The organism is Fictibacillus sp. NPDC058756, from assembly GCF_042746035.1.
Lineage (GTDB): Bacteria > Bacillota > Bacilli > Bacillales > Fictibacillaceae > Fictibacillus.
The window spans coordinates 950,772-969,515 of the sequence record NZ_JBHYPU010000001.1 but is presented as its reverse complement, the minus strand read 5'-3'; the positions used below and the strand labels follow the sequence as shown (position 1 = coordinate 969,515).

The following is an 18,744-nucleotide window of genomic DNA, read 5'->3' as shown; positions in this document are numbered from 1 at the left end:
TTGTTTAATAAGTTCAATAAAAAATGCACTTCTCCTTCTTGAAGAAATGCACCCGATTGTTGAAAAACATTTATCTACTGAACAGTATCGTTGTACTGTGCAACAAATGGCTTTGTTGATTTTCGTTTTTGTTCTACAACATACACACCTGTTGAATAACAACTAAGTTTTTAAAATATACTCAACCTTTAGATATGTCTCTTATGTTATAACTTTTTACTTTATAATACCCTCTGCAATAAACTGTGTCTTTTGGTTTTATAGCTATTAAAACTGAGTTGTAGATATCTGAGGAGGAAATTATAGAATTTAGCCAACAAGCGAAAAGAAGGATTATTTTGAAATTACCTGATACATAGAGAGACATAACAAATGGCACAACAGATAATACAATAAAGGGCAAACTCATAAAAATCCAGAATCTCGATTTGGAGAGGGTTGCATTTGTGTTTAGCCAAAAAAATATACCACTAAAGGTTAAGCTAATATCACCTTTTTTGTTTACGACAATAATATGTAAACTTTCGTGAATGATGAAGACAAGAATTCCTATTATAATGAGAGAAAAACTATTAATCTTTGTGAAACCCGTTCTAAAGAAATAAGGTATCATAAGAATAATTATCTGAAGTAAATATACAAACTTCATATAATGTTTACGATACCAATTATTCCGTATGAAAGGAATCCATTCTGACAACTCCATATTTTTCTCTGGTAGGTGTCGAAACCAAATTATCATAAATACTCACCTCCCTACTATAACTTACCCATATCTTAGATCCTTGTTCCAATAAACTGACCATTACTTTTGGTGAAGAACCTCACAATATCACAAAATATATCTTGCTAAAATTAACCTGAAGATACCGAATGGTTGTTCATATTTTCATAATTGTGGAAAATTTTGTTGCATAGTATGATTTTACAACGCAGTATAAGAGTTACTCCACAATCATGCCCTTTCATATAAAAAGACGCATTTCTTATTACAGAAATGCACCCGTTAGCTTAATAAGCACTTCTAATATATTCATCTAATATTGGTAAATCAGGTGGACTAATGTTTGGGGGAAGTTCATTAAACTTAAAAAATTTTAAATCCTGAACTTCACTTTCCTCTCTTCTCAATACACCTTCATAATCCCTACATACAAAGGCAGATACAACATTATATACTTCATCGCCGTGAGGATATTTATAGTAAAAATCTTGTCCTGAAAAGACATTGAATAAAATTAAATTATTTGCGTTCAGTCCCGTCTCTTCAAATAATTCCCTTTTAGCTACTTGTTCTAATGTTTCTCCAATCTCCAAAGAACCACCAGCTAATCCCCAACAATTATTGTCTTTACGAAGTTGTAATAATAATTCATTTTTACTATTTACAAGTATTACACACGCACCAGCCATAATTAGAGGGCGACTACCCACTACTTTTCTTAAATCCATAATGTATCCCATTACATCCTCCAATAGTGTTTATCCCACAATCCTGCACTTTTCTTGAGTCGGAGCAAAATATTTATGCAGCAAACCCTTAAACTCTTTTAAGTTAGTATTGTTTTATTTTCAATAATCCCACTTCAACTGATGTCTCTATATAACCAACTATTTGATCAAACGTAAAAACATTAAGTTGTTCATTTAAAACTTCATTATCGTACTCCATATCGCCTAATACATAAGGAACAAAATTTTCAACGTCTTTGGACTTAACTTCTTCTAAGTCTAAAATTGCAGGAAAAAGACTAAACGTTTTTCTCATTTCATTTGTAAAACCATAGTGTTCTAGTAATTTCCCATTTAGTAATCGGAAATCATTATGGTATAACTTGTATAATCCTTCATCAGCATCCATTCTGTTTTTCAGCCAAGAAAGATTAAAACCTCTTAGCCAGATATCATCAGCAATTAAATGTGCACAGTACCCCATAATATAAGAGTTGTAATTTTCTACTTCCGAACAATATTTATGTAAAAATCCTTTACTATCAACACTTCTTGAATAATCTTGTACATCACCTATAAAGAAATGTGATAAGTTTTTTTCTTCGTGTGAAAATACAGCGTCTGGAGCGATGCTTCCAAGCAAAAATGATGTTTTATCTTCTATCGATAAAGTCTCTGCAATTTTATTACCAATAATTGAGTGCATTATTCTTGAACCCATAATTCCCCCCACCCTTCAATAATTTCTGCAACTATCCTACCTGTTTGCTTAATACCAATTATTTCAAAATTTATTCTTTTTCACAATATGTTATTCAACAATCTGGCCCGTTTGTTGAATAAAAACTTTCACATTTTCAATGCTGCTTTCGCTCTATATCCCAAATTCTCCATAATTAACTATATCCATATTCTCTTCCATATTATAAAATGCCCGTTTTTATTCCAATTTTCATCGAACGTACATTCGTATATAATTATTTCAAAAAGGAGTGATTAAAAGTGAGATACGACATAATGTTTACGGTTAAGAGTTCTACTAATTTTAATCGAAAGGTTACTGTAATGGATTTTAAAAAAGCAAGGCAAATTACATTTACTACTGATGAGATAGAAGGAGATGAAATGGAAGACGATCTAAAGGAATACATGAGAGATCAATTGGAAAAAATCGAAACGGGATACTGGGATTATACCTATTCGCATACAAAGGGAAAAAGTTCCTTAAATCAATAAACCCTTTATCAAGCTTTCTTTTAATTATCAATTATTTGTAAGCTTAAGTTAATATAAATAAAATTCAGTGCACAAATTAGTGCACGGACGTATTTTATTCGATTGGTTTAAATTGTTTTATTTTTATTTTGAATTTCTAAAAAACCTTATTAAATAAGAATTATTTAATCCTATTGAAACTGAATTAACTCAGATTTATTTCTAGATTTCCTCTGGCAGCCAAAAGGTCAGCGGTTCGATCCCGCTAGTCTCCACCATACATAAACGATAAAAACCCTTTAGGAATCAAGGGTTTTGTTTTTTTAGATTTTAAGTAAGTAAACCCCTGATACAAATAATATCAGGGGTTTATTTTTGTTTGCCTTCCCAACGATGAACTTGTGTGCGGAACATATATCACGTTTTTTTTAGCAAAAATAAGTGCTAGAACCCTTTAAAATCAAAACTGGAAGCTCTTTTTGTATTAACGGCTGATAAATAATTAATCGACTTCCTCCGGTAAAGGGTAGAAGGATCAAAGCATTATCGATTGAACCTTCCATCTCAAACATAATTAATGATCTCATTTAGAATGTATTCAATAGATATATAAACCTTGATAAATCAGTTTTCAAATCCAATCGGCACGAAATCGGCACATGAACAAACTAAATTCCCCTTTTGAAGGTTTAACAGTTTTAAGAATTTAAGCAAGCTATTATCGCCCTAGATTGGTAGTGGAATCCTGCACTGAATTATAATACATTACAGAATAGTTTTTATCACTCATTTTATTTGTAAGTTTTGGCAAGTACTTGTACTCTTCCCTAATCTAGGGTTAAAACAGACTAAACAAATAAGTTGACCCGAGAAAAAATGGGTCAACCTTTTTAATCATTTACTTTACCAATTCATTCAGGGTATTTGTGAGTACCTGAATGATAAATGACAAATCATTGTCCTCTATACTTAATGGAGGCGCTAATGTTAATACATTGTTATAACCCGCTACAGTAAGCCCGTTTTTTCCGATAATCAAACCATTCTTTTTACAGATTTCGATCACATCATTTACCATGCCTATGGCAAGGGGCTCTTTCGTTTCTTTATCTTTAACCAGTTCTATACCAATGAGAAGTCCTTTACCACGAACGTCACCGACATATGGATGGTTTTGTAAATGAGTTTGCAACTCATTTAACAATCGATATCCTAATTCTCGAGACCGATCGAATAACTTTTCATTTTCCATGATTTCGAGATTTTTCAATGCGAGTGCACAAGCTGCAGGATTACCACCGAATGTATTGATGTGCCTGAAGAAATCATATTCATCATTTCCTTTAAATGCCTCGTATACCTCTTTCTTTACTGCAGTTGCTGAGAGTGGTAAATAAGCTGATGTTATTCCTTTTGCCATCGTAATGATGTCTGGTTGCACTTCATAATTCATAAAGCCAAACGGTTTTCCGGTACGGCCGAACCCGCAGATGACTTCATCCACAATCAACAGTGCATCATGTTTTTCACAAACTTCCTTAACTGCCTTCATGTATCCATAAGGAGGCATCAACACACCCCCACCCGTTATGATTGGTTCCATAATCATCGCTGCGATAGTTTCACTAAGTTCCCATGTCATCGTCCGATCGACTTCTTGTACACAAGCCATATCTTTTGCATGGTCAAGATCAGAATCGAGCATCCGATAGGTGTCTGGAGGTGAGACATGAAGAAATCCAGGTGCAAGAGGTTCATACTTGAATTTTCTCTGGGCTTGGCCGGTTGCAGCAAGCGCTCCCATTGAATTCCCGTGGTAGGAACGATAACGTGAAACGATTTTGAATCGATTATGCTGGCCACGTTGCTGGTGATATTGTCTTGCTATTTTAAAAGCAGCTTCATTCGCTTCAGATCCACTGTTGGAAAAGAAAATAACATAATCCCCACCAAGCATTTCATTTAACTTTTCAGCGAGCTTCACTGCAGGCAAGTGACTATTTGTTAATGGAAAGTATGCCATTTCCTTTAGTTGTTCGTAAGCTGCTTCTGCTAATTCAGTACGGCCATAACCTACATTTACACACCACAAACCTGCCATTGCATCTAAATATTTGTCACCGTTTATATCTGTTATCCAAGCACCCTTCGCACTTGAAACGACCATTGTCGAATGCGGATTATAAGGTTTCATAGAATGCCAAACAAACTGTTCATCTTTGTTAAGTACTTCTTTGGATTGATCCACTTGAAGAACCATTACTCTCCACTCCTTTAGTAATCGTAGCGAGATGTGATCATTTTTTTACGTGTATAGAAATTGATTCCATCTTTTCCGTTCACATGAAGATCACCATAGAATGAATCTTTCCAGCCCGAGAATGGGAAAAACGCCATTGTAGCCGGTACACCTACATTAATTCCAAGCATTCCAGCATCCGCTTCTTCACGGAATTGACGGATAGCATGTGCATTTTTCGTATAGAGTGTAGCACCATTTCCATATCGTGATTTTCTTAAATAATCTAGACCTTCATTTAAATCTTCAGCACGTAAAATACTGAGGACAGGCGCGAAAATTTCATCTTTTGCAATCGTCATATCGGGTGATACATGGTCAAATATCGTAGCTCCCAAGAAGTTACCATCTGTTAACTCAGACATCTCACTGCGGCCATCTCGAATCAAGTCAGCACCTTCTTCGATGCCTTTTTCAATAATCCCGAGTACCTTTTGTCGATGGGAATCTCTAATGATTGGTGTCAATAGAACTTCATCATCCAGTCCGTTACCTATTGTTAACCCATCTGCTTTTTTCCGAAGTTCTTCCACAAATTGATCATTATTACCGACGACAACAACAGCACTGCATGCCATACAGCGTTGTCCTGCACTTCCAAAAGTTGAACTGATGACATTTTGAACGGTTTTTTCTATATCTGCATCTGGCATGACGATATGGTGATTTTTCGCTCCGGAAAGGGCTTGGACTCTTTTACCGTTAAGTGCTGCTTTTTCGTATACATATTTCGCAACTGGCTGTGAACCTACAAATGAAATCGCTTTGATATCTTCATGCTCAAGGAGGCCATTTACGACATCATGAGCACCATGCACAACATTAAAAACGCCTTCAGGCAGACCTGCTTCCGTCAACAATTCTGCTAAACGATTCGCTAAAATAGGTGTTCGTTCAGAAGGCTTCAGAATAAACGTGTTTCCACACACAATCGCGAGTGGGAACATCCATAAGGGCACCATCATCGGAAAGTTAAAAGGTGTGATACCACCGACAACTCCAAGCGGATATCGGAACATTTCTGAATCAATATCTTCTGCAATGTTTGACAGCGTTTCCCCCATCAAATGTGTTGGCGCACCAGAAGCAAATTCCACACATTCAATTCCTCTTTGAATTTCTCCATATGCTTCATTAAAAGCTTTACCGTTCTCATGAACGACTAATTTGGCGAGCGCTTCATGATATTGAGTCAAGAGATAGTGAAATTTGAACATGATACGAGCACGCTTCGGAACAGGCACATGTTTCCACTTCTGAAATGCAGTATCTGCTGCCTTAACTGCTTTGTTGAGATCTTCATTCGTTGAGATCGGAACACGTGCCAGAACTTCACCTGTAGCAGGGTTTGGCACTTCCAGATTCTCAGAACTATTCGATTCAACCCATTGTCCATTGATATAATTCTTCAAAAGTTTCGTACTACTCTTCGTTACTGTCATCTTTATTGTTCCTCCTTTAAAATGAACGCTTTTCCTTTAAGGTTCTATTTCAGAAAGTTAAGGGCGGAAAGTGTATAGATTTTTACTGTTTCTACGAGTTCATCGATATCCACATATTCATCAGCATGATGAGGGATATGGCGATCACCTGCTCCTGTTGTAAGAATCGGCACACCTGCGAGATGGAGGAACGTTCCATCTGTTGCCCCTGGTACCCCATTATAGACGGGGTCTTTTCCCGTAACTTGTGTATATGCCTGCGCCACAGCCTGGACCACGTCATGATCTTTAGGCGTTTCTGTCCAAGGCCTGTTCTCAATGAGATCAAGTGTCGCTTTAAAATCAGGATCTTCCTTGCCGAGCCGTTCAATAATGTCTTCTATTTCCTTCGTCAATTGATCATGATCCTGGCCGGGAACCGTGCGGATATCAAGTGCAGTCATACATTGTGCCGGTACAACATTAATTTGAGGCTCACCTTTAACAGGAGCTTGTACAATAGTTGGTGTAATACTCGGCCAGCCAAGATAAGGATGTTCACCCAGACGTTCTTTTTCTATTTGTTCCAGTTGATCCAATTCAACAATTAATCTGGCCATTCGTGTAGTGGGATTAATTCCTGTAAGCGGCATCGCACCGTGAGCCATTTTTCCATACGTTTTTAAGACGATGCGCATCGCCCCTTTTTGTGTAATACAAAGCTGATTTTCCTCTGGTTCACAGATGATGGCTCCATCCACGCGATCAGCCCAGCCTCTTCTGATAAAATCTTTAATTCCGATCATCATCCCCTCTTCGTCACATGGGATGCAAAGGATAATTTTCCCTGTAAAAGCTGCGCCTGATTTTTTCAGTGAATGAACGGCAGAAATAGCAGCAGCCAGGTTTCCTTTTGTATCACAGGAACCTCTTCCATAAATTCTCCCGTTACTGATTTCTCCGCCAAAGGGATTATACGTCCAAGAATCAAGGTCTCCTTCAGTCACTACATCTGTATGTCCTTCAAATAAAAGTGTTTTCCCTGGAAGACCAGAGTCATAAATGGCAATAACATTTGGCCTGCCTGGTGCTACTTCTTCGTAATAAACCTCTAAACCGATATTCTTGAGATAATCAACTATGAAACGAGCTACCTTTTCTTCGTTACCACCCTCGAATTTTGGACGATAGACACTTTGAATACGAATAAGACTTCTTGTAAGTTCAACCACTTCTTTTTGATCAACATAATGAAGAATAGATTCTATCGTTGTATTCATTGCTCAAGTCCTTTCTTATTAAGATTCATAGACATCTTTACTTGATGGAAATCCCTCAATCCCTTCAGCATTCTTAACCGCTAAGATGACAGCTTCAGCTAAAACATCTACAGCAATCGTCCCAATCAGATCAACAGATGCATCAATTTCCCCAGTAGCCAATGAAAAGATGGTGTCCCCATCGAACATCGTATGAACAGGATAGATGGTTCTCGCTAAGCCATTATGTGCCATCGAGGCTACCTTAGAGACCTGCGATTTAGTTAACTTTGCATTGCATGCAACAACACCAATGGTTGTATTGGTGCCTGCCGTTAGGGGAATGGAGGGCTGTTCAAGCATCCACTCTATACTGCTCCTTATTCTCCCTTGATCATTTCTCGCACCGGCAATTACTTCTCTTGTTTCAGGAATTCGAATCTCCCCCATCGCATTAACAGCAACAAGGGCTCCGACAATTAAACCATTTGGGAAAACTTTAGACGCCGAACCAAGTCCACCTTTCATGGCTCTATGGTGACCTGCAACTTTTCCAACTGTCGCTCCGCATCCTGCTCCTGAATTACCGAAAGGAAAGCGTCCACGTTTCGCTTTTAATGCGGCCTGATATCCCATTTTTTGATCAGGCCGAGCAGCAGGATCTCCTACCGGCAAATCAAACAGAACAGCCGATGGAACAATCGGAACGACTCCAACACCAACATCAAGCCCAATGCCTTGTTTTTCCAGAAACTGCATAACACCGCTTGCAGCATCAAGACCATAGGCACTTCCTCCCGCTAGACATATACCGTGTACACGGTCTACGAGATTCATAGGATTAAGTAAATCTGTTTCTCTTGTTCCAGGAGCAGAACCTCTGACTTCTACACCGCAAACAGCACCCTTCTCTATCAATAAAACGGTACAGCCTGTATAACCTACTTTGTCTTCTTCATTACCAATTTTAATGCCCGGAACGTCTGTAATATTATGAAACCGTTCCACTATATTTCTCTTGAGATCTTTGATTTCTTGTTTCCACGATGATCCAGCTTTTTCCACGCGACAACCACAGCCAGCGTGATGATAACAGAAACGATCGCTTCCGGAATTCCGTTGGTTAAGGCGATTGTAACCGCAACACCCGGAGCAATATAGTCTCTAATTACCGCCATTGTCAAAACGAGTAGCGTATTCGTAAAAGCTCCGACAAATCCAGCTATACCAATAGCAGCATATTCATTTATTCTCCTTAATGAAACGTAAGCTAAATAGGCGGCCACTCCGATAAACAGCCGAGGAATAATGGCCACTAACGGGTCTTTAAATAGTGGTATGGTTGCATCAAGAAACGACGACACACCGAATATTAGTCCGATGACCAGTCCAACAAACGGTCCTTGCATGATCCCTCCAATAATAGCTGGGATATGCATGATGGTAGCGTTACCTGCAGCAGTTGGAACAGGAATAAAACCTAACCGGGTGACACCTAGTAAAATAGCTACAGCTCCTAAGACTCCTGCAATGACAATCTTTCTAGTAGTTAATCCTCTTTCCATTCTATTGCCCTCCTAAAATTTGTATTGAATGCTATAATGGTGTCTCCTTATTACAGAAATTCAGATTTATAATCTAATAGGGAAAAGGAAATGCCAGTAAGAGAAAAGCAAACAAAACACAGAGAAGAAGCGCCATATAATCACTGCTCTTAGCTTTATACTTTGTATATATGGACCGCTCACTCCCTGGTGTATAGCATCTGGCTTCCATTGCCAGCACTAAATCTTCCGCTCGTGCCATGGCAACATTGAATAAAGGAATGATAATAGGAAATACATCTTTTGTTCGTTGGATAATTCTCCACCAGGCACCCGTTCCAAATTCTGCCCCTCTTGAAGCTTGAGCTTTCATCATTTTTTCCATTTCCATCGCGAACGTAGGAACAAACCGGATCGCAATTGTAATAATCAGCGCAAATTCATGGACCGGAAACTTCACATGTTTTAATGGGTCCAACAAACTCTCTATCCCATGTGTAATTTGTGTGGTCGAAGTGCTTAACGTTAACACACTGCTTAAGAAAATGATTTCAATAAATCGAAGTGCAGAAACCATTACCAAGCGGATGCTATCACTCGTAATCAGGATAAAGCTATAGTCAACAATAACCGTTCCGCCCGAAGCGATTTCACTGTAGAACAGTAGCTGTAAGACGGCTAATATCAAAATGAAAGGTATGGCTGGCTTAACTCCGGATAAACCATAGCTGATAGGAATGCGTGAGATGTAAAACAAATAACAGGCAAAAGCAAGTGCGATCATGTTTCCAACATAGGTCTGACATATAGCCATTGCAATGACAAGAATGGTGAAGGCTAAAAGCTTAAAACGGGGATCAAGACGATGAATGAGTGAACCTGTCGGCAAATATTGGCCGATTGTAATATTGCGGGTTAATTCGAATTCAAAACTAGCCATCTCCCTCACCTCCTATAGGATTGAAGAACAGAAACAATTTCTTTTGTGGCAGCTTCTATTTCATACGATTTAAGATTGACAGCATAACCTCGTTCTTTTAACTGGGTAAGAATCTCCACAGTTTGAGGTGATCCAATATGATGCTTAGCAAGTGTTTCATTATTACCAAAAATTTCCCGAGGCGTTCCTTCAATTAGGTTTCTACCATCTGCTAATACATAAATTCTTTCGGCTAAATACGCCACTTCCTCCATATTGTGAGAGACAAAGATGACGGTCATGTTTTCTTTTTTGTTCAACTGAACAATATTGTCCAAAAGCTCCTGTCTTGAACAAGGATCAAGTCCGGCTGTCGGCTCGTCCAATACTAAAATTTTAGGCTTTAGAGCCAACACCCCTGCCAAGGCGACTTTTCTTTTTTGCCCGCCGCTTAAGGCATAGGTCACCCGGTCTTTCAGTTCTTCAAAGGGAAGACCAACTAATTCCATTGCCCATTTCACACGGCTTCTTACCTCTTTTAATGGAAGCCCCATCTTTAATGGTCCATAAGCAATATCATCACCGATCAATTTTTCGAAAATCTGATCCTCAGGGTTCTGAAACACTAGGCCTACTTTTCTTCGCAATCCTTTTACATCTAGCTTTGGATCAGATAAATGCTGGCCATCTACGATTACTGCACCTATCTGGGGCCGCATCAGCCCATTGAAATGCTGGATTAAAGTAGATTTTCCAGATCCCGTATGTCCAATAATTGCTATGCATTCCCCCTCGTACACTCGCAGACTGACTCCAGAGAGCGCCTGGTGCTCAAGAGGGGTCTTTTCCATATAGATGTGCTGTAAATGATTTACTTCTAAAATGGGGTTATCATTCATCCTACATACACCCCTCTCTTGGCTGATAATCGCATAACCTCTTGAATAATCTCGTCATTATGGATCAAATCTGACTGAAATTCATTGTCATATTCATGAATCGCTCTGGCTAATTGATTGGCTACAGGAACATCGAGTTGCAACTGATGCAGCAGTTCATAGTGCTGAAAAATTTCTCTGGGTGTGCCAACCATTACAATTTGGCCTTTTTCGATGACAATGACCCTGCTTGCTTCAGCTACTTCTGACATATGGTGGGTTACTGAAATGATCGTCATTCCCTCGTTATTAAGCTTACGGACAACGTTCAGAATATCTCTTCTTCCATAGGTGTCCAGCATGCTGGTTGCCTCATCCAGCACTAAACAATCAGGCTTCATCGCAAGAATTCCTGCAATGGCGACACGCTGTTTTTGTCCTCCTGAGAGATGATGAGGTGGTCTTTTCCGGAAATCACTCATTCCAACCGCTTCCAATGCAAAATCAATTCTTTCTTTCATTTCTGAAGCAGGGACTTCGATATTCTCTAACCCAAAAGCGACATCGTCTTCAACAAGGGTAGCGATAATCTGGTTATCGGGATGCTGAAATACCATCCCTACCTTCTTACGAATTTCACGTTGCAGCTTTTGTTCTTTTGTATTGTAATCGCTAACAAAAACATCTCCGCTACTAGGTTTTAAGATACCGTTCAGGTGTTTTGAAAGTGTAGATTTGCCAGAGCCATTGTGACCTATAATAGCTACATATTCACCTGGAAAAATATCAAATGAAACCTCATTCAGTACTTGTATGGAACGATTATTGTTTAAGCTATATTCAAATGAAACCTTGTTAACCTGAATAAGAGGCTTTGTCATTAAAATCCCCCCTTGTAGATCCACCGGTTACTTATGACGATTTCGTTTTCACCAACGGTGCATCTGTTTTTACAGCCGAAATTTGTTTTTTAATACTAAACACTAGCAAACTTGTAATAATCAAACTAAATCCTAGAAAATATAACCCTGCCTCCATGTTCCCAGTAAGATCATTTAAATAACCAATCATATAAGGACCAACAAATCCCCCGAGGTTACCAATTGAATTAATTAACGCTATTCCAACTGCTGCAGAAGCTCCTGTCAAAAAGAAAGCAGGAAGTGACCAGAAAGGACCAAAAAAGCTGTAAATTCCAATGGTTGCAATGGACATCATTACAACAGACAAATACGGATTAGTAGTTATTCCAGCACCGATTAAACCTACCGCCCCTAATAAAGGTGGCAATGCAGTGTGCATTTTTCGTTCCCCTGACCTGTCTGACCGTCGAGCCCACAATATCATACAAATACCGCCGGCGATGTAAGGAATCATTGTAATGAGTCCGACCTGCGTGTTCGTAAGAATCGATGAAAATGATTTTATGATGGTAGGCATCCAAAATCCAATTCCATACAACCCAATAACTAGTGTTAAGTAGATGAAAGATAGTCTCCAAACGTGAGGATTAGACAATACTTGACGTGCAGAATAATGCTTGCTGCCCTCTTTTTGCTCGTTTTCATAGCGAATTTCTTGAATTAGCCACTCTTTTTCTTCTTTTGTTAACCATTTTGCCTCTTGTGGACGATCTGTTAGGTAATAATACGTAACAATCCCTATGATAACTGCGGGTATTCCTTCCAAAATAAACATCCAGCGCCATCCTTGCATCCCAGCCCAACTAATGTTATCCATGATCCAAGTAGATAATGGAGCTCCAATAATATTGGAGGCTGCAAGCGCAGTCATGAATAAAGCAAAGGCTCTAGCCTGTTCTTTCGCCCGAAACCAATAAGTAATATATAAAATAACTCCTGGAAAAAAGCCAGCTTCTGCTACGCCAAGAAGAAAACGTAAAATATAGAGGTGTGTAGCGCTTTGAGCCCATGCTGTCAAAATAACGACTATGCCCCAGCTGACCATGATGCGTGCAATCCACTTTCTCGCACCAACCTTGTGGAGCAGTATATTACTTGGAATCTCAAACAGGAAGTAGCCGAAGAAAAAAATTCCAGAGATTAATCCGAAAGTAGAGCTGGCAATTGCTAAGTCTTTATTCATATCTAATGCAGCATAACCAAGATTTACCCGATCAAGAAAGGCGACAATATATAACAAGAAAATAAAGGGAATGATTCTCCTAAAGACTTTTTTAGTAGTGCGCTCTTCAATCGTGACAATCGACTGATTCATAACATTCTCCCCTTTTAATTAAAATGGCTGGATTTATTAAGCAATCTAGATTCCTCTTCCTCCGTCAACATTCATGATTTCCCCAGTAATAGCCTTGGAGAGATCAGAAGCAAGATATAAAGCCGCTTGGGCAATATCCTCAGGCTGGATTAGCGTGCCTAAAGGAACACTGTCAAGAAAGATCTTCTTTTTATCTTCCTCTACTTGTTGGGCATCGCCAGGCAAAAATTTTCCTAGCATTGGGGTTTCAGCAGGACCTGGATTAATGGCATTAACCCGGATTTTAAATGGGGCTAATTCAAGCGCCAATGCTTTCGTTAGCATAATGGCAGCTCCTTTGGATGCACAGTAGGCATTTAGTCCTGGCCTAGCCCGGATCCCTGCAATCGATGCGATATTTATTATCGAACCTTTTCCCTTCTTTTTCATATAAGGGACAAGATGACGTGTGGTTAGAAAAATGGATTTTGTATTAACTGACATAATCTTATCCCATTCACTAATGCTCATTTCTTCAATCGGGGTAAAGAATTGTGGAACCCCTGCACAATTAATTAGGACATCCATATCTTCAAATGCATTGAATGTTTCATTTACAAGATTTTGAACACTTTCATCGTCTCCCACATCCGTTTGAATTACGAGAACTTGTCCGGTCTGATCTATTTCTTTTGCCGTTTGGTCTGCAGCGTCTTTATTTAAATCCGCTAATACAACGTTTGCTCCTTGTGCAGCAAATAATTTGGCTGCAGCTTTTCCCATACCTGATCCTGCTCCAGTAATAATGGCTGTTTTTCTTTCTAACAATCCAGTATTCACAGATTCATCACCACCATTCGTTCATCTGTCATTTCTTGAATCGCATAATGCGGACCTTCTTTTCCAATCCCACTATTTTTGACTCCCCCATAAGGCATAACGTCATTACGGTAAGTGGATACATCATTAATAATGACTCCCCCGTATTGCAGTACCTTCGCTGCCTTCATCGCCAGCTGCAAATCACGAGTGAAAATCCCAGCTTGTAAACCATACTCTGATTGATTGGCGGAGTGAAAAGCTTCTTCAATATCTTGATAAGGGATGATACAGACGATAGGTGCAAAGACTTCTTTACAAACCACCTTCATTGAAGGGTTCGTGTCCACAAGTACTGTTGGATATAGGATCGCTCCTTCCCTCTTTACCGGAAGCAATGCTTTAGCTCCTTGTTCGATCGCTTCATTCACCCATTTCTCAGATCGAATCGCCTCTTTCTCACTAATCATCGGACCTACATCTGTTTCTGGTTTTTCCGGATCGCCGACTTTCAGCTGTTGTACGTACGCTAAATAGCTTTCTGTAAACTCATTCAATACAGATTGATGTACATACAGGCGTTGAACGGCTATACAGGCTTGTCCTGCATTATGAAAACTGCGGCTTGCGGTCAGTTTGGCAGCAAGGTCCAGATCTGCGTCTTCATGAACAATATTCGGGGAGTTGTTTCCCAGTTCAAGTGCTACCGGCCGTAAACCGCTTCGTTCTTTAATGTGCTTACCTACTTCACCTGAGCCAGTAAACGTATACATCGCGATTCGTTCATCTTCCAACAGCCATTCACCCACCTCACTTCCTGATCCGGTAATGATGTTCACATATCCTTTTGGCAGACCTGCTTCTTCTAAAAGTTCTACCAGCCCAAAGGTAGCCAGCGGAGTTGCAGTAGCAGGCTTGATCACGATGGTATTGCCCGCAGCAAGAGCAGGTGCAATTTTATGGACGCCTAATAACAAAGGGTAATTGAATGGGGTAATCACACCAATAACCCCTTTAGGAACGCGAATGGTAAACCCTAACCGGTTATCTGCCCCTTCTGTCGCCTGCAGTGGAATCATTTCTCCAGCAATCCGTTTCGCCTCTTCTGCTGACAAACGGATCGTGTTAATCGTTCGATCCAGCTCCCCTGCTGCATCTTTACGGGTTTTTCCAACTTCTCTGACTAAAGAAAGCTCAAATTCCTCGCGTCGTTGTTCCATTAAATTTGCTGCTTTTAATAGAATAGTAGAACGTTGAAAAGCCGTTAACTGGTCGGATTGAAAGGTTCTTTCAGCTGCAGACACAGCTTCGTGCACATGATGTTTATCAGCTTTTGAGATGGATGCGATCAATTCTCCTGTGTACTTATGGTAAACAGGAATATTATGGTCGGAATAAATGGGTTTCCCGTTAATGTATAAAGGGTATTTTTTTTCATGTAAGAGAGAAGTTTTTGTCTCAGTCATCTTTTATTTCATCTCCTTAAATAAAATTTATACTTTTCTTGGTCATTTGCTGATGAATAGCTTCTCCAAATTCACGGGTCGAATTTTTCCCTCCGAGGTCAGGGGTAGACACTTTTCGATCAATGAGCACCTCTTCAATCGATGATACGATCAAATCCGCTATATCAGAAAAACCAAGATGCTCCATCATTAAGCTAATACTCCAAATCTGCGCAATCGGATTGGCCATTTTCTTTCCGGCGATGTCAGGTGCAGAACCATGAATGGGTTCGAACATCGAAGGATAATTTTTTTCCGGATTTATGTTACCTGAAGGTGCCAGTCCTAAACCACCCACAATTGCTGCGCCAAGGTCTGTTAAAATATCGCCAAACAGATTGCTTGCCACGACAACATCCAATTCTTCCGGTCTGGTAATAAAATAAGCTGCCAGTGCATCAATATGATAGATGTCCGTCTGGATGTTAGGATGATGCTTGCTCACTTCCTTGACGATTTCATCCCAGAAAGGCATCGAGTGATTGATTCCATTTGATTTTGTAGCTGCAGTCATCCTTTTCCTCGATCTTTTTTCAGCAAGGGAATAGGCATAATTGATAACTCGTTCTGTTCCGTATCTCGTAAAGACATTATTTTGTACCGCAAGTTCAAAGGGAGTGTTTTCATGTAACCTCCCTCCCATATTGGAGTATTCTCCTTCTGTGTTTTCACGCACTACGACAAAATCCAGATCTTTATGGGCTTTATACCGTAGAGGACTCTCTAAACCTCTTAATAGTTTAATAGGCCTCAAATTGATATATTGCTGAAAGGCCCTGCGAATGGGCAGGATCAATTCCCATACTGAAATGTGGTCAGGAACAGTTGGTGCACCGATGGCACCAAGCAAAATCACATCGTAATCCCGCAGAATGTCCAGGCCATTTTCTGGCATCATCTTTCCGTGTTTTAAATAGTAATCACAATTCCAATCAAATGTGTCAATGGAGAAATGAATGCCCCCGTGCAGTTCCTCAATTTTCTTTAATGTTATTAACCCTTCTGCCATGACTTCAGGCCCAATTCCATCTCCAGGTATGGCCGCTATTGAGAAATGTTGCAAGCTATCACCTCATTTTTTTGTTTGCCAATTACTAATGCAAGTTTCATGCCAATTCAGTTAATTTTAAATATTCTGAATTATTTGGGTATAATAGGGCAAACAAAAACAGTGATTCTACTTCATTCGTTTTATTTCGCATCATCTGTTTCAAAATAAAACATCAAAGCTTGTATTCTTTGATTTTACGCCAAAGGGTCGATCGGTCAATTCCAAGAGATTTTGCCGCTTCTGCCCTGCTTTTATATTGTTGAAGCGCACCTTGAATTAAATCTTTTTCATTCTCTTTAATAGTCGCAATACTGGAACTGGCAGTTGTTTGAGTTCTCTTCTTTCTAAGTTTAGGATAATAAAATGAGGCATCTTTAGCCGTTATGACTGAACCTTGTTGAAGCAAAACGATTCGTTCTAAAACATTTCGCAACTCACGAATATTTCCTGGCCAGTGATAGTCTTGTAAAACGGAATAAAAATCTTCATCGATCACTTTAATTTGCTTTTGATGCTGTTCATTAAATTGCTCTATAAAATGACAGGTAAGCAAGGGAACATCCTCTAGTCTGTTTCGCAAAGCCGGCAATTCAAGTGAAAGTACATTTAAACGATAGTATAAATCTTTTCTAAACTGCTTCTTTTCAATTTCGTCTTCGATGTTTGTATTGGTTGCTGCAATAATCCGTACGTTAACAGGAATGGTTCGTTGTCCTCCGACTCTCCGGATCGATCTTTCCTGCAGAACTCGTAATAAGTGAGCCTGAATTTGCAATGGCATTTCTCCGATTTCATCCAAAAACAAAGTTCCTCCATGCGCCAATTCAAACAGCCCTTGCTTACCACCTTTCTTTGCTCCTGTAAAACTGCCTTCTTCATAACCGAACAATTCAGTCTCTAGTAAATTTTCAGGAAAAGCGGCACAATTAACGGCAACAAAGGGACCAATTGCCCGACTGCTTTGCAGATGGATTCCTTGTGCAACCAATTCTTTTCCTGTTCCAGATTCTCCTGTAATGAGTACCGTTGCATCTGTTTGCGCAAAGATCTTGGCCTGTTCTTTAGCTTCACGAATCCCTTGGACTTCCCCAATAATGTCCTCTAGTCTGTATTTCGCTTCTAATCCGTTTTCATGCAATTTTTTCCTTAGTTTCATTTCCATTCTTTGCAAGTCGGTAATTTCTTTAAAATTAGATACCGCGCCAACGACAGTGTTGTTAAGAATAACGGGGTAACGGTTAATAATGATTTGGCGATCAAGGATCTTGGCTACATCACCTATTTCTTTCTTACCGGTTTGCAGTACCCTCAGCATATCGGAATGTGGGATATATTCTGTAATGTTCCGTCCCACCACATCTCCTTCTAGTCCCAGATATTTTTTCGCATTATTATTGGTTAGTGTTATTTTTCCTTGCTTGTCTACCGCTATTAAACCATCATGAGCAGAATCGGCAATGGCTTGTACCTGGTATTTTTCTTTAAACATCTCTTTCGTCACATCAGTTAAATTCATTGCCTGGCGTATTGCGGAAACCACAGTATCCATTGAAGGATGAACATAAAAGAAATTTTCATTTGTTCGTTTAGACATAGGGAGATTACTTTCCCAAGAAGGAACAAGAAATGTTGTGTTTTTATTGGCATTACTGAGTTTAATAAATTCTTTGCTGCAAATATCAAAATGGTTATGATACATCAGAAGATTTTCAGTGTCTAACCACTTTTTTTCTTCATCTGACACCATAATTAAGAGATTTTGTTCATAAAGATTTTGTTCATTAATCGTTTTTTCGAAATCACTTAAATGAAGGGAAAGAGGTACAATTGGGATAGAAAATGATTGAACCTCATTTACATAAGGTGAAGGAGTAATCAGAACAAAAGGGTTCATCATATGATCGATAATCGATTTTTTAGAATGAAGGCAGGTTGGTTGAATACCTTGTTTGATTAATAGTTGAATGAAGATAGCTTCTAGTGTTTTATTTAATTTATACAAAGCGATCATTTTCTCTACACTCCCTTCTTTGTTTTATAATTTAACATATAAATGCAAAAATAGAGGCTAGGTAAAGTAATATATACTTCAATAAAATACTTTTATAACAATAACTTCAAGTCCTGCCTTTGAAGCTTATTTTGTATGTCATTTTTATTGTAAC

Annotated in this window: 17 protein-coding genes; 1 reads left to right on the top strand and 16 read right to left on the bottom strand. The window is 39.1% G+C overall.

Translation table 11 applies throughout. From position 1 onward, the window contains the following. Positions 1–181 precede the first annotated feature (181 nt). From ACFW35_RS04790 to ACFW35_RS04780, 3 genes are all read right to left on the bottom strand, one after another. Positions 182–706 carry a DUF3267 domain-containing protein gene (locus tag ACFW35_RS04790; RefSeq protein ID WP_379847386.1) on the bottom strand — a complete coding sequence of 175 codons (525 nt, stop codon included), beginning with the start codon at positions 704–706 and terminating at the stop codon, positions 182–184. A 305-nt stretch (positions 707–1,011) separates the two neighbouring features. Continuing rightward, positions 1,012–1,464, bottom strand: a complete 453-nt coding sequence (locus ACFW35_RS04785) for an NUDIX hydrolase (protein ID WP_379844151.1) — start codon at positions 1,462–1,464, stop codon at positions 1,012–1,014. Between the two features lie 91 nt (positions 1,465–1,555). Next, entirely contained in the window at positions 1,556–2,173 is a 618-nt protein-coding gene (locus tag ACFW35_RS04780; protein WP_379844149.1) for a zinc dependent phospholipase C family protein, read from the bottom strand. A 281-nt stretch (positions 2,174–2,454) separates the two neighbouring features. Here ACFW35_RS04780 and ACFW35_RS04775 point away from each other — a divergent pair, with 281 nt between their 5' ends. Continuing rightward, positions 2,455–2,688 (top strand): hypothetical protein, encoded by a 234-nt coding sequence (locus ACFW35_RS04775; protein WP_379844148.1) that lies wholly within the window; start codon positions 2,455–2,457, stop codon positions 2,686–2,688. A gap of 877 nt (positions 2,689–3,565) precedes the next feature. On the opposite strand, the gene ACFW35_RS04770 is transcribed toward ACFW35_RS04775, so the two are convergent. The 13 genes from ACFW35_RS04770 to ACFW35_RS04710 all read right to left on the bottom strand — a co-directional run bounded on the left by ACFW35_RS04770 (position 3,566) and on the right by ACFW35_RS04710 (position 18,590). Beyond that, positions 3,566–4,927 (bottom strand): aspartate aminotransferase family protein, encoded by a 1,362-nt coding sequence (locus ACFW35_RS04770; RefSeq protein ID WP_379844146.1) that lies wholly within the window; start codon positions 4,925–4,927, stop codon positions 3,566–3,568. A gap of 14 nt (positions 4,928–4,941) precedes the next feature. Next, positions 4,942–6,408: a CoA-acylating methylmalonate-semialdehyde dehydrogenase gene (locus ACFW35_RS04765; protein ID WP_379844144.1), complete on the bottom strand. Its 1,467-nt coding sequence runs from the start codon at positions 6,406–6,408 to the stop codon at positions 4,942–4,944. A 44-nt stretch (positions 6,409–6,452) separates the two neighbouring features. Next, positions 6,453–7,667, bottom strand: coding sequence for a M20 family metallopeptidase (locus ACFW35_RS04760; RefSeq protein WP_379844143.1), 1,215 nt, complete (start codon positions 7,665–7,667; stop codon positions 6,453–6,455). An 18-nt stretch (positions 7,668–7,685) separates the two neighbouring features. Then, positions 7,686–8,657, bottom strand: coding sequence for a P1 family peptidase (locus ACFW35_RS04755; RefSeq protein WP_379847384.1), 972 nt, complete (start codon positions 8,655–8,657; stop codon positions 7,686–7,688). Beyond that, positions 8,654–9,211: an ECF transporter S component gene (locus ACFW35_RS04750; RefSeq protein WP_379844141.1), complete on the bottom strand. Its 558-nt coding sequence runs from the start codon at positions 9,209–9,211 to the stop codon at positions 8,654–8,656. Before ACFW35_RS04750 ends, ACFW35_RS04755 begins: the two co-directional genes overlap by 4 nt. A 73-nt stretch (positions 9,212–9,284) precedes the next feature. After that, positions 9,285–10,130, bottom strand: coding sequence for an energy-coupling factor transporter transmembrane component T family protein (locus ACFW35_RS04745; RefSeq protein WP_379844139.1), 846 nt, complete (start codon positions 10,128–10,130; stop codon positions 9,285–9,287). 5 nt (positions 10,131–10,135) lie between these two features. Then, complete coding sequence (locus ACFW35_RS04740; RefSeq protein WP_379844137.1) at positions 10,136–11,008, bottom strand: energy-coupling factor transporter ATPase; 873 nt, start codon at positions 11,006–11,008, stop codon at positions 10,136–10,138. Next, on the bottom strand, positions 11,005–11,868 hold the full coding sequence (locus ACFW35_RS04735; protein ID WP_379844135.1) for an energy-coupling factor transporter ATPase: 864 nt from the start codon (positions 11,866–11,868) through the stop codon (positions 11,005–11,007). Before ACFW35_RS04735 ends, ACFW35_RS04740 begins: the two co-directional genes overlap by 4 nt. A 31-nt stretch (positions 11,869–11,899) precedes the next feature. Beyond that, a complete protein-coding gene (locus tag ACFW35_RS04730; protein WP_379844133.1) occupies positions 11,900–13,225 on the bottom strand; it encodes an MFS transporter in 1,326 nt (441 codons plus the stop codon). Positions 13,226–13,270: 45 nt separating this feature from the next. Beyond that, positions 13,271–14,044, bottom strand: coding sequence for an SDR family oxidoreductase (locus ACFW35_RS04725; protein ID WP_379844131.1), 774 nt, complete (start codon positions 14,042–14,044; stop codon positions 13,271–13,273). Continuing rightward, positions 14,041–15,489 carry an aldehyde dehydrogenase family protein gene (locus tag ACFW35_RS04720; protein WP_379844129.1) on the bottom strand — a complete coding sequence of 483 codons (1,449 nt, stop codon included), beginning with the start codon at positions 15,487–15,489 and terminating at the stop codon, positions 14,041–14,043. Before ACFW35_RS04720 ends, ACFW35_RS04725 begins: the two co-directional genes overlap by 4 nt. A gap of 16 nt (positions 15,490–15,505) precedes the next feature. Beyond that, a complete protein-coding gene (locus ACFW35_RS04715) occupies positions 15,506–16,591 on the bottom strand; it encodes a tartrate dehydrogenase (protein WP_379844127.1) in 1,086 nt (361 codons plus the stop codon). Between the two features lie 160 nt (positions 16,592–16,751). Further along, a complete protein-coding gene (locus tag ACFW35_RS04710) occupies positions 16,752–18,590 on the bottom strand; it encodes a sigma-54 interaction domain-containing protein (protein ID WP_379844125.1) in 1,839 nt (612 codons plus the stop codon). Positions 18,591–18,744: the final 154 nt, after the last annotated feature.

Bases quoted from the DNA above. Each gene is read 5' to 3' on its own strand.
- ACFW35_RS04790 (WP_379847386.1), bottom strand. From the start codon at position 706: ATGGAGTTGTCAGAATGGATTCCTTTCATACGGAATAATTGGTATCGT.
- ACFW35_RS04785 (WP_379844151.1), bottom strand. From the start codon at position 1,464: ATGGGATACATTATGGATTTAAGAAAAGTAGTGGGTAGTCGCCCTCTA.
- ACFW35_RS04780 (WP_379844149.1), bottom strand. From the start codon at position 2,173: ATGGGTTCAAGAATAATGCACTCAATTATTGGTAATAAAATTGCAGAG.
- ACFW35_RS04770 (WP_379844146.1), bottom strand. From the start codon at position 4,927: ATGGTTCTTCAAGTGGATCAATCCAAAGAAGTACTTAACAAAGATGAA.
- ACFW35_RS04765 (WP_379844144.1), bottom strand. From the start codon at position 6,408: ATGACAGTAACGAAGAGTAGTACGAAACTTTTGAAGAATTATATCAAT.
- ACFW35_RS04760 (WP_379844143.1), bottom strand. From the start codon at position 7,667: ATGAATACAACGATAGAATCTATTCTTCATTATGTTGATCAAAAAGAA.
- ACFW35_RS04750 (WP_379844141.1), bottom strand. From the start codon at position 9,211: ATGGAAAGAGGATTAACTACTAGAAAGATTGTCATTGCAGGAGTCTTA.
- ACFW35_RS04745 (WP_379844139.1), bottom strand. From the start codon at position 10,130: ATGGCTAGTTTTGAATTCGAATTAACCCGCAATATTACAATCGGCCAA.
- ACFW35_RS04740 (WP_379844137.1), bottom strand. From the start codon at position 11,008: ATGAATGATAACCCCATTTTAGAAGTAAATCATTTACAGCACATCTAT.
- ACFW35_RS04735 (WP_379844135.1), bottom strand. From the start codon at position 11,868: ATGACAAAGCCTCTTATTCAGGTTAACAAGGTTTCATTTGAATATAGC.
- ACFW35_RS04730 (WP_379844133.1), bottom strand. From the start codon at position 13,225: ATGAATCAGTCGATTGTCACGATTGAAGAGCGCACTACTAAAAAAGTC.
- ACFW35_RS04720 (WP_379844129.1), bottom strand. From the start codon at position 15,489: ATGACTGAGACAAAAACTTCTCTCTTACATGAAAAAAAATACCCTTTA.
- ACFW35_RS04710 (WP_379844125.1), bottom strand. From the start codon at position 18,590: ATGATCGCTTTGTATAAATTAAATAAAACACTAGAAGCTATCTTCATT.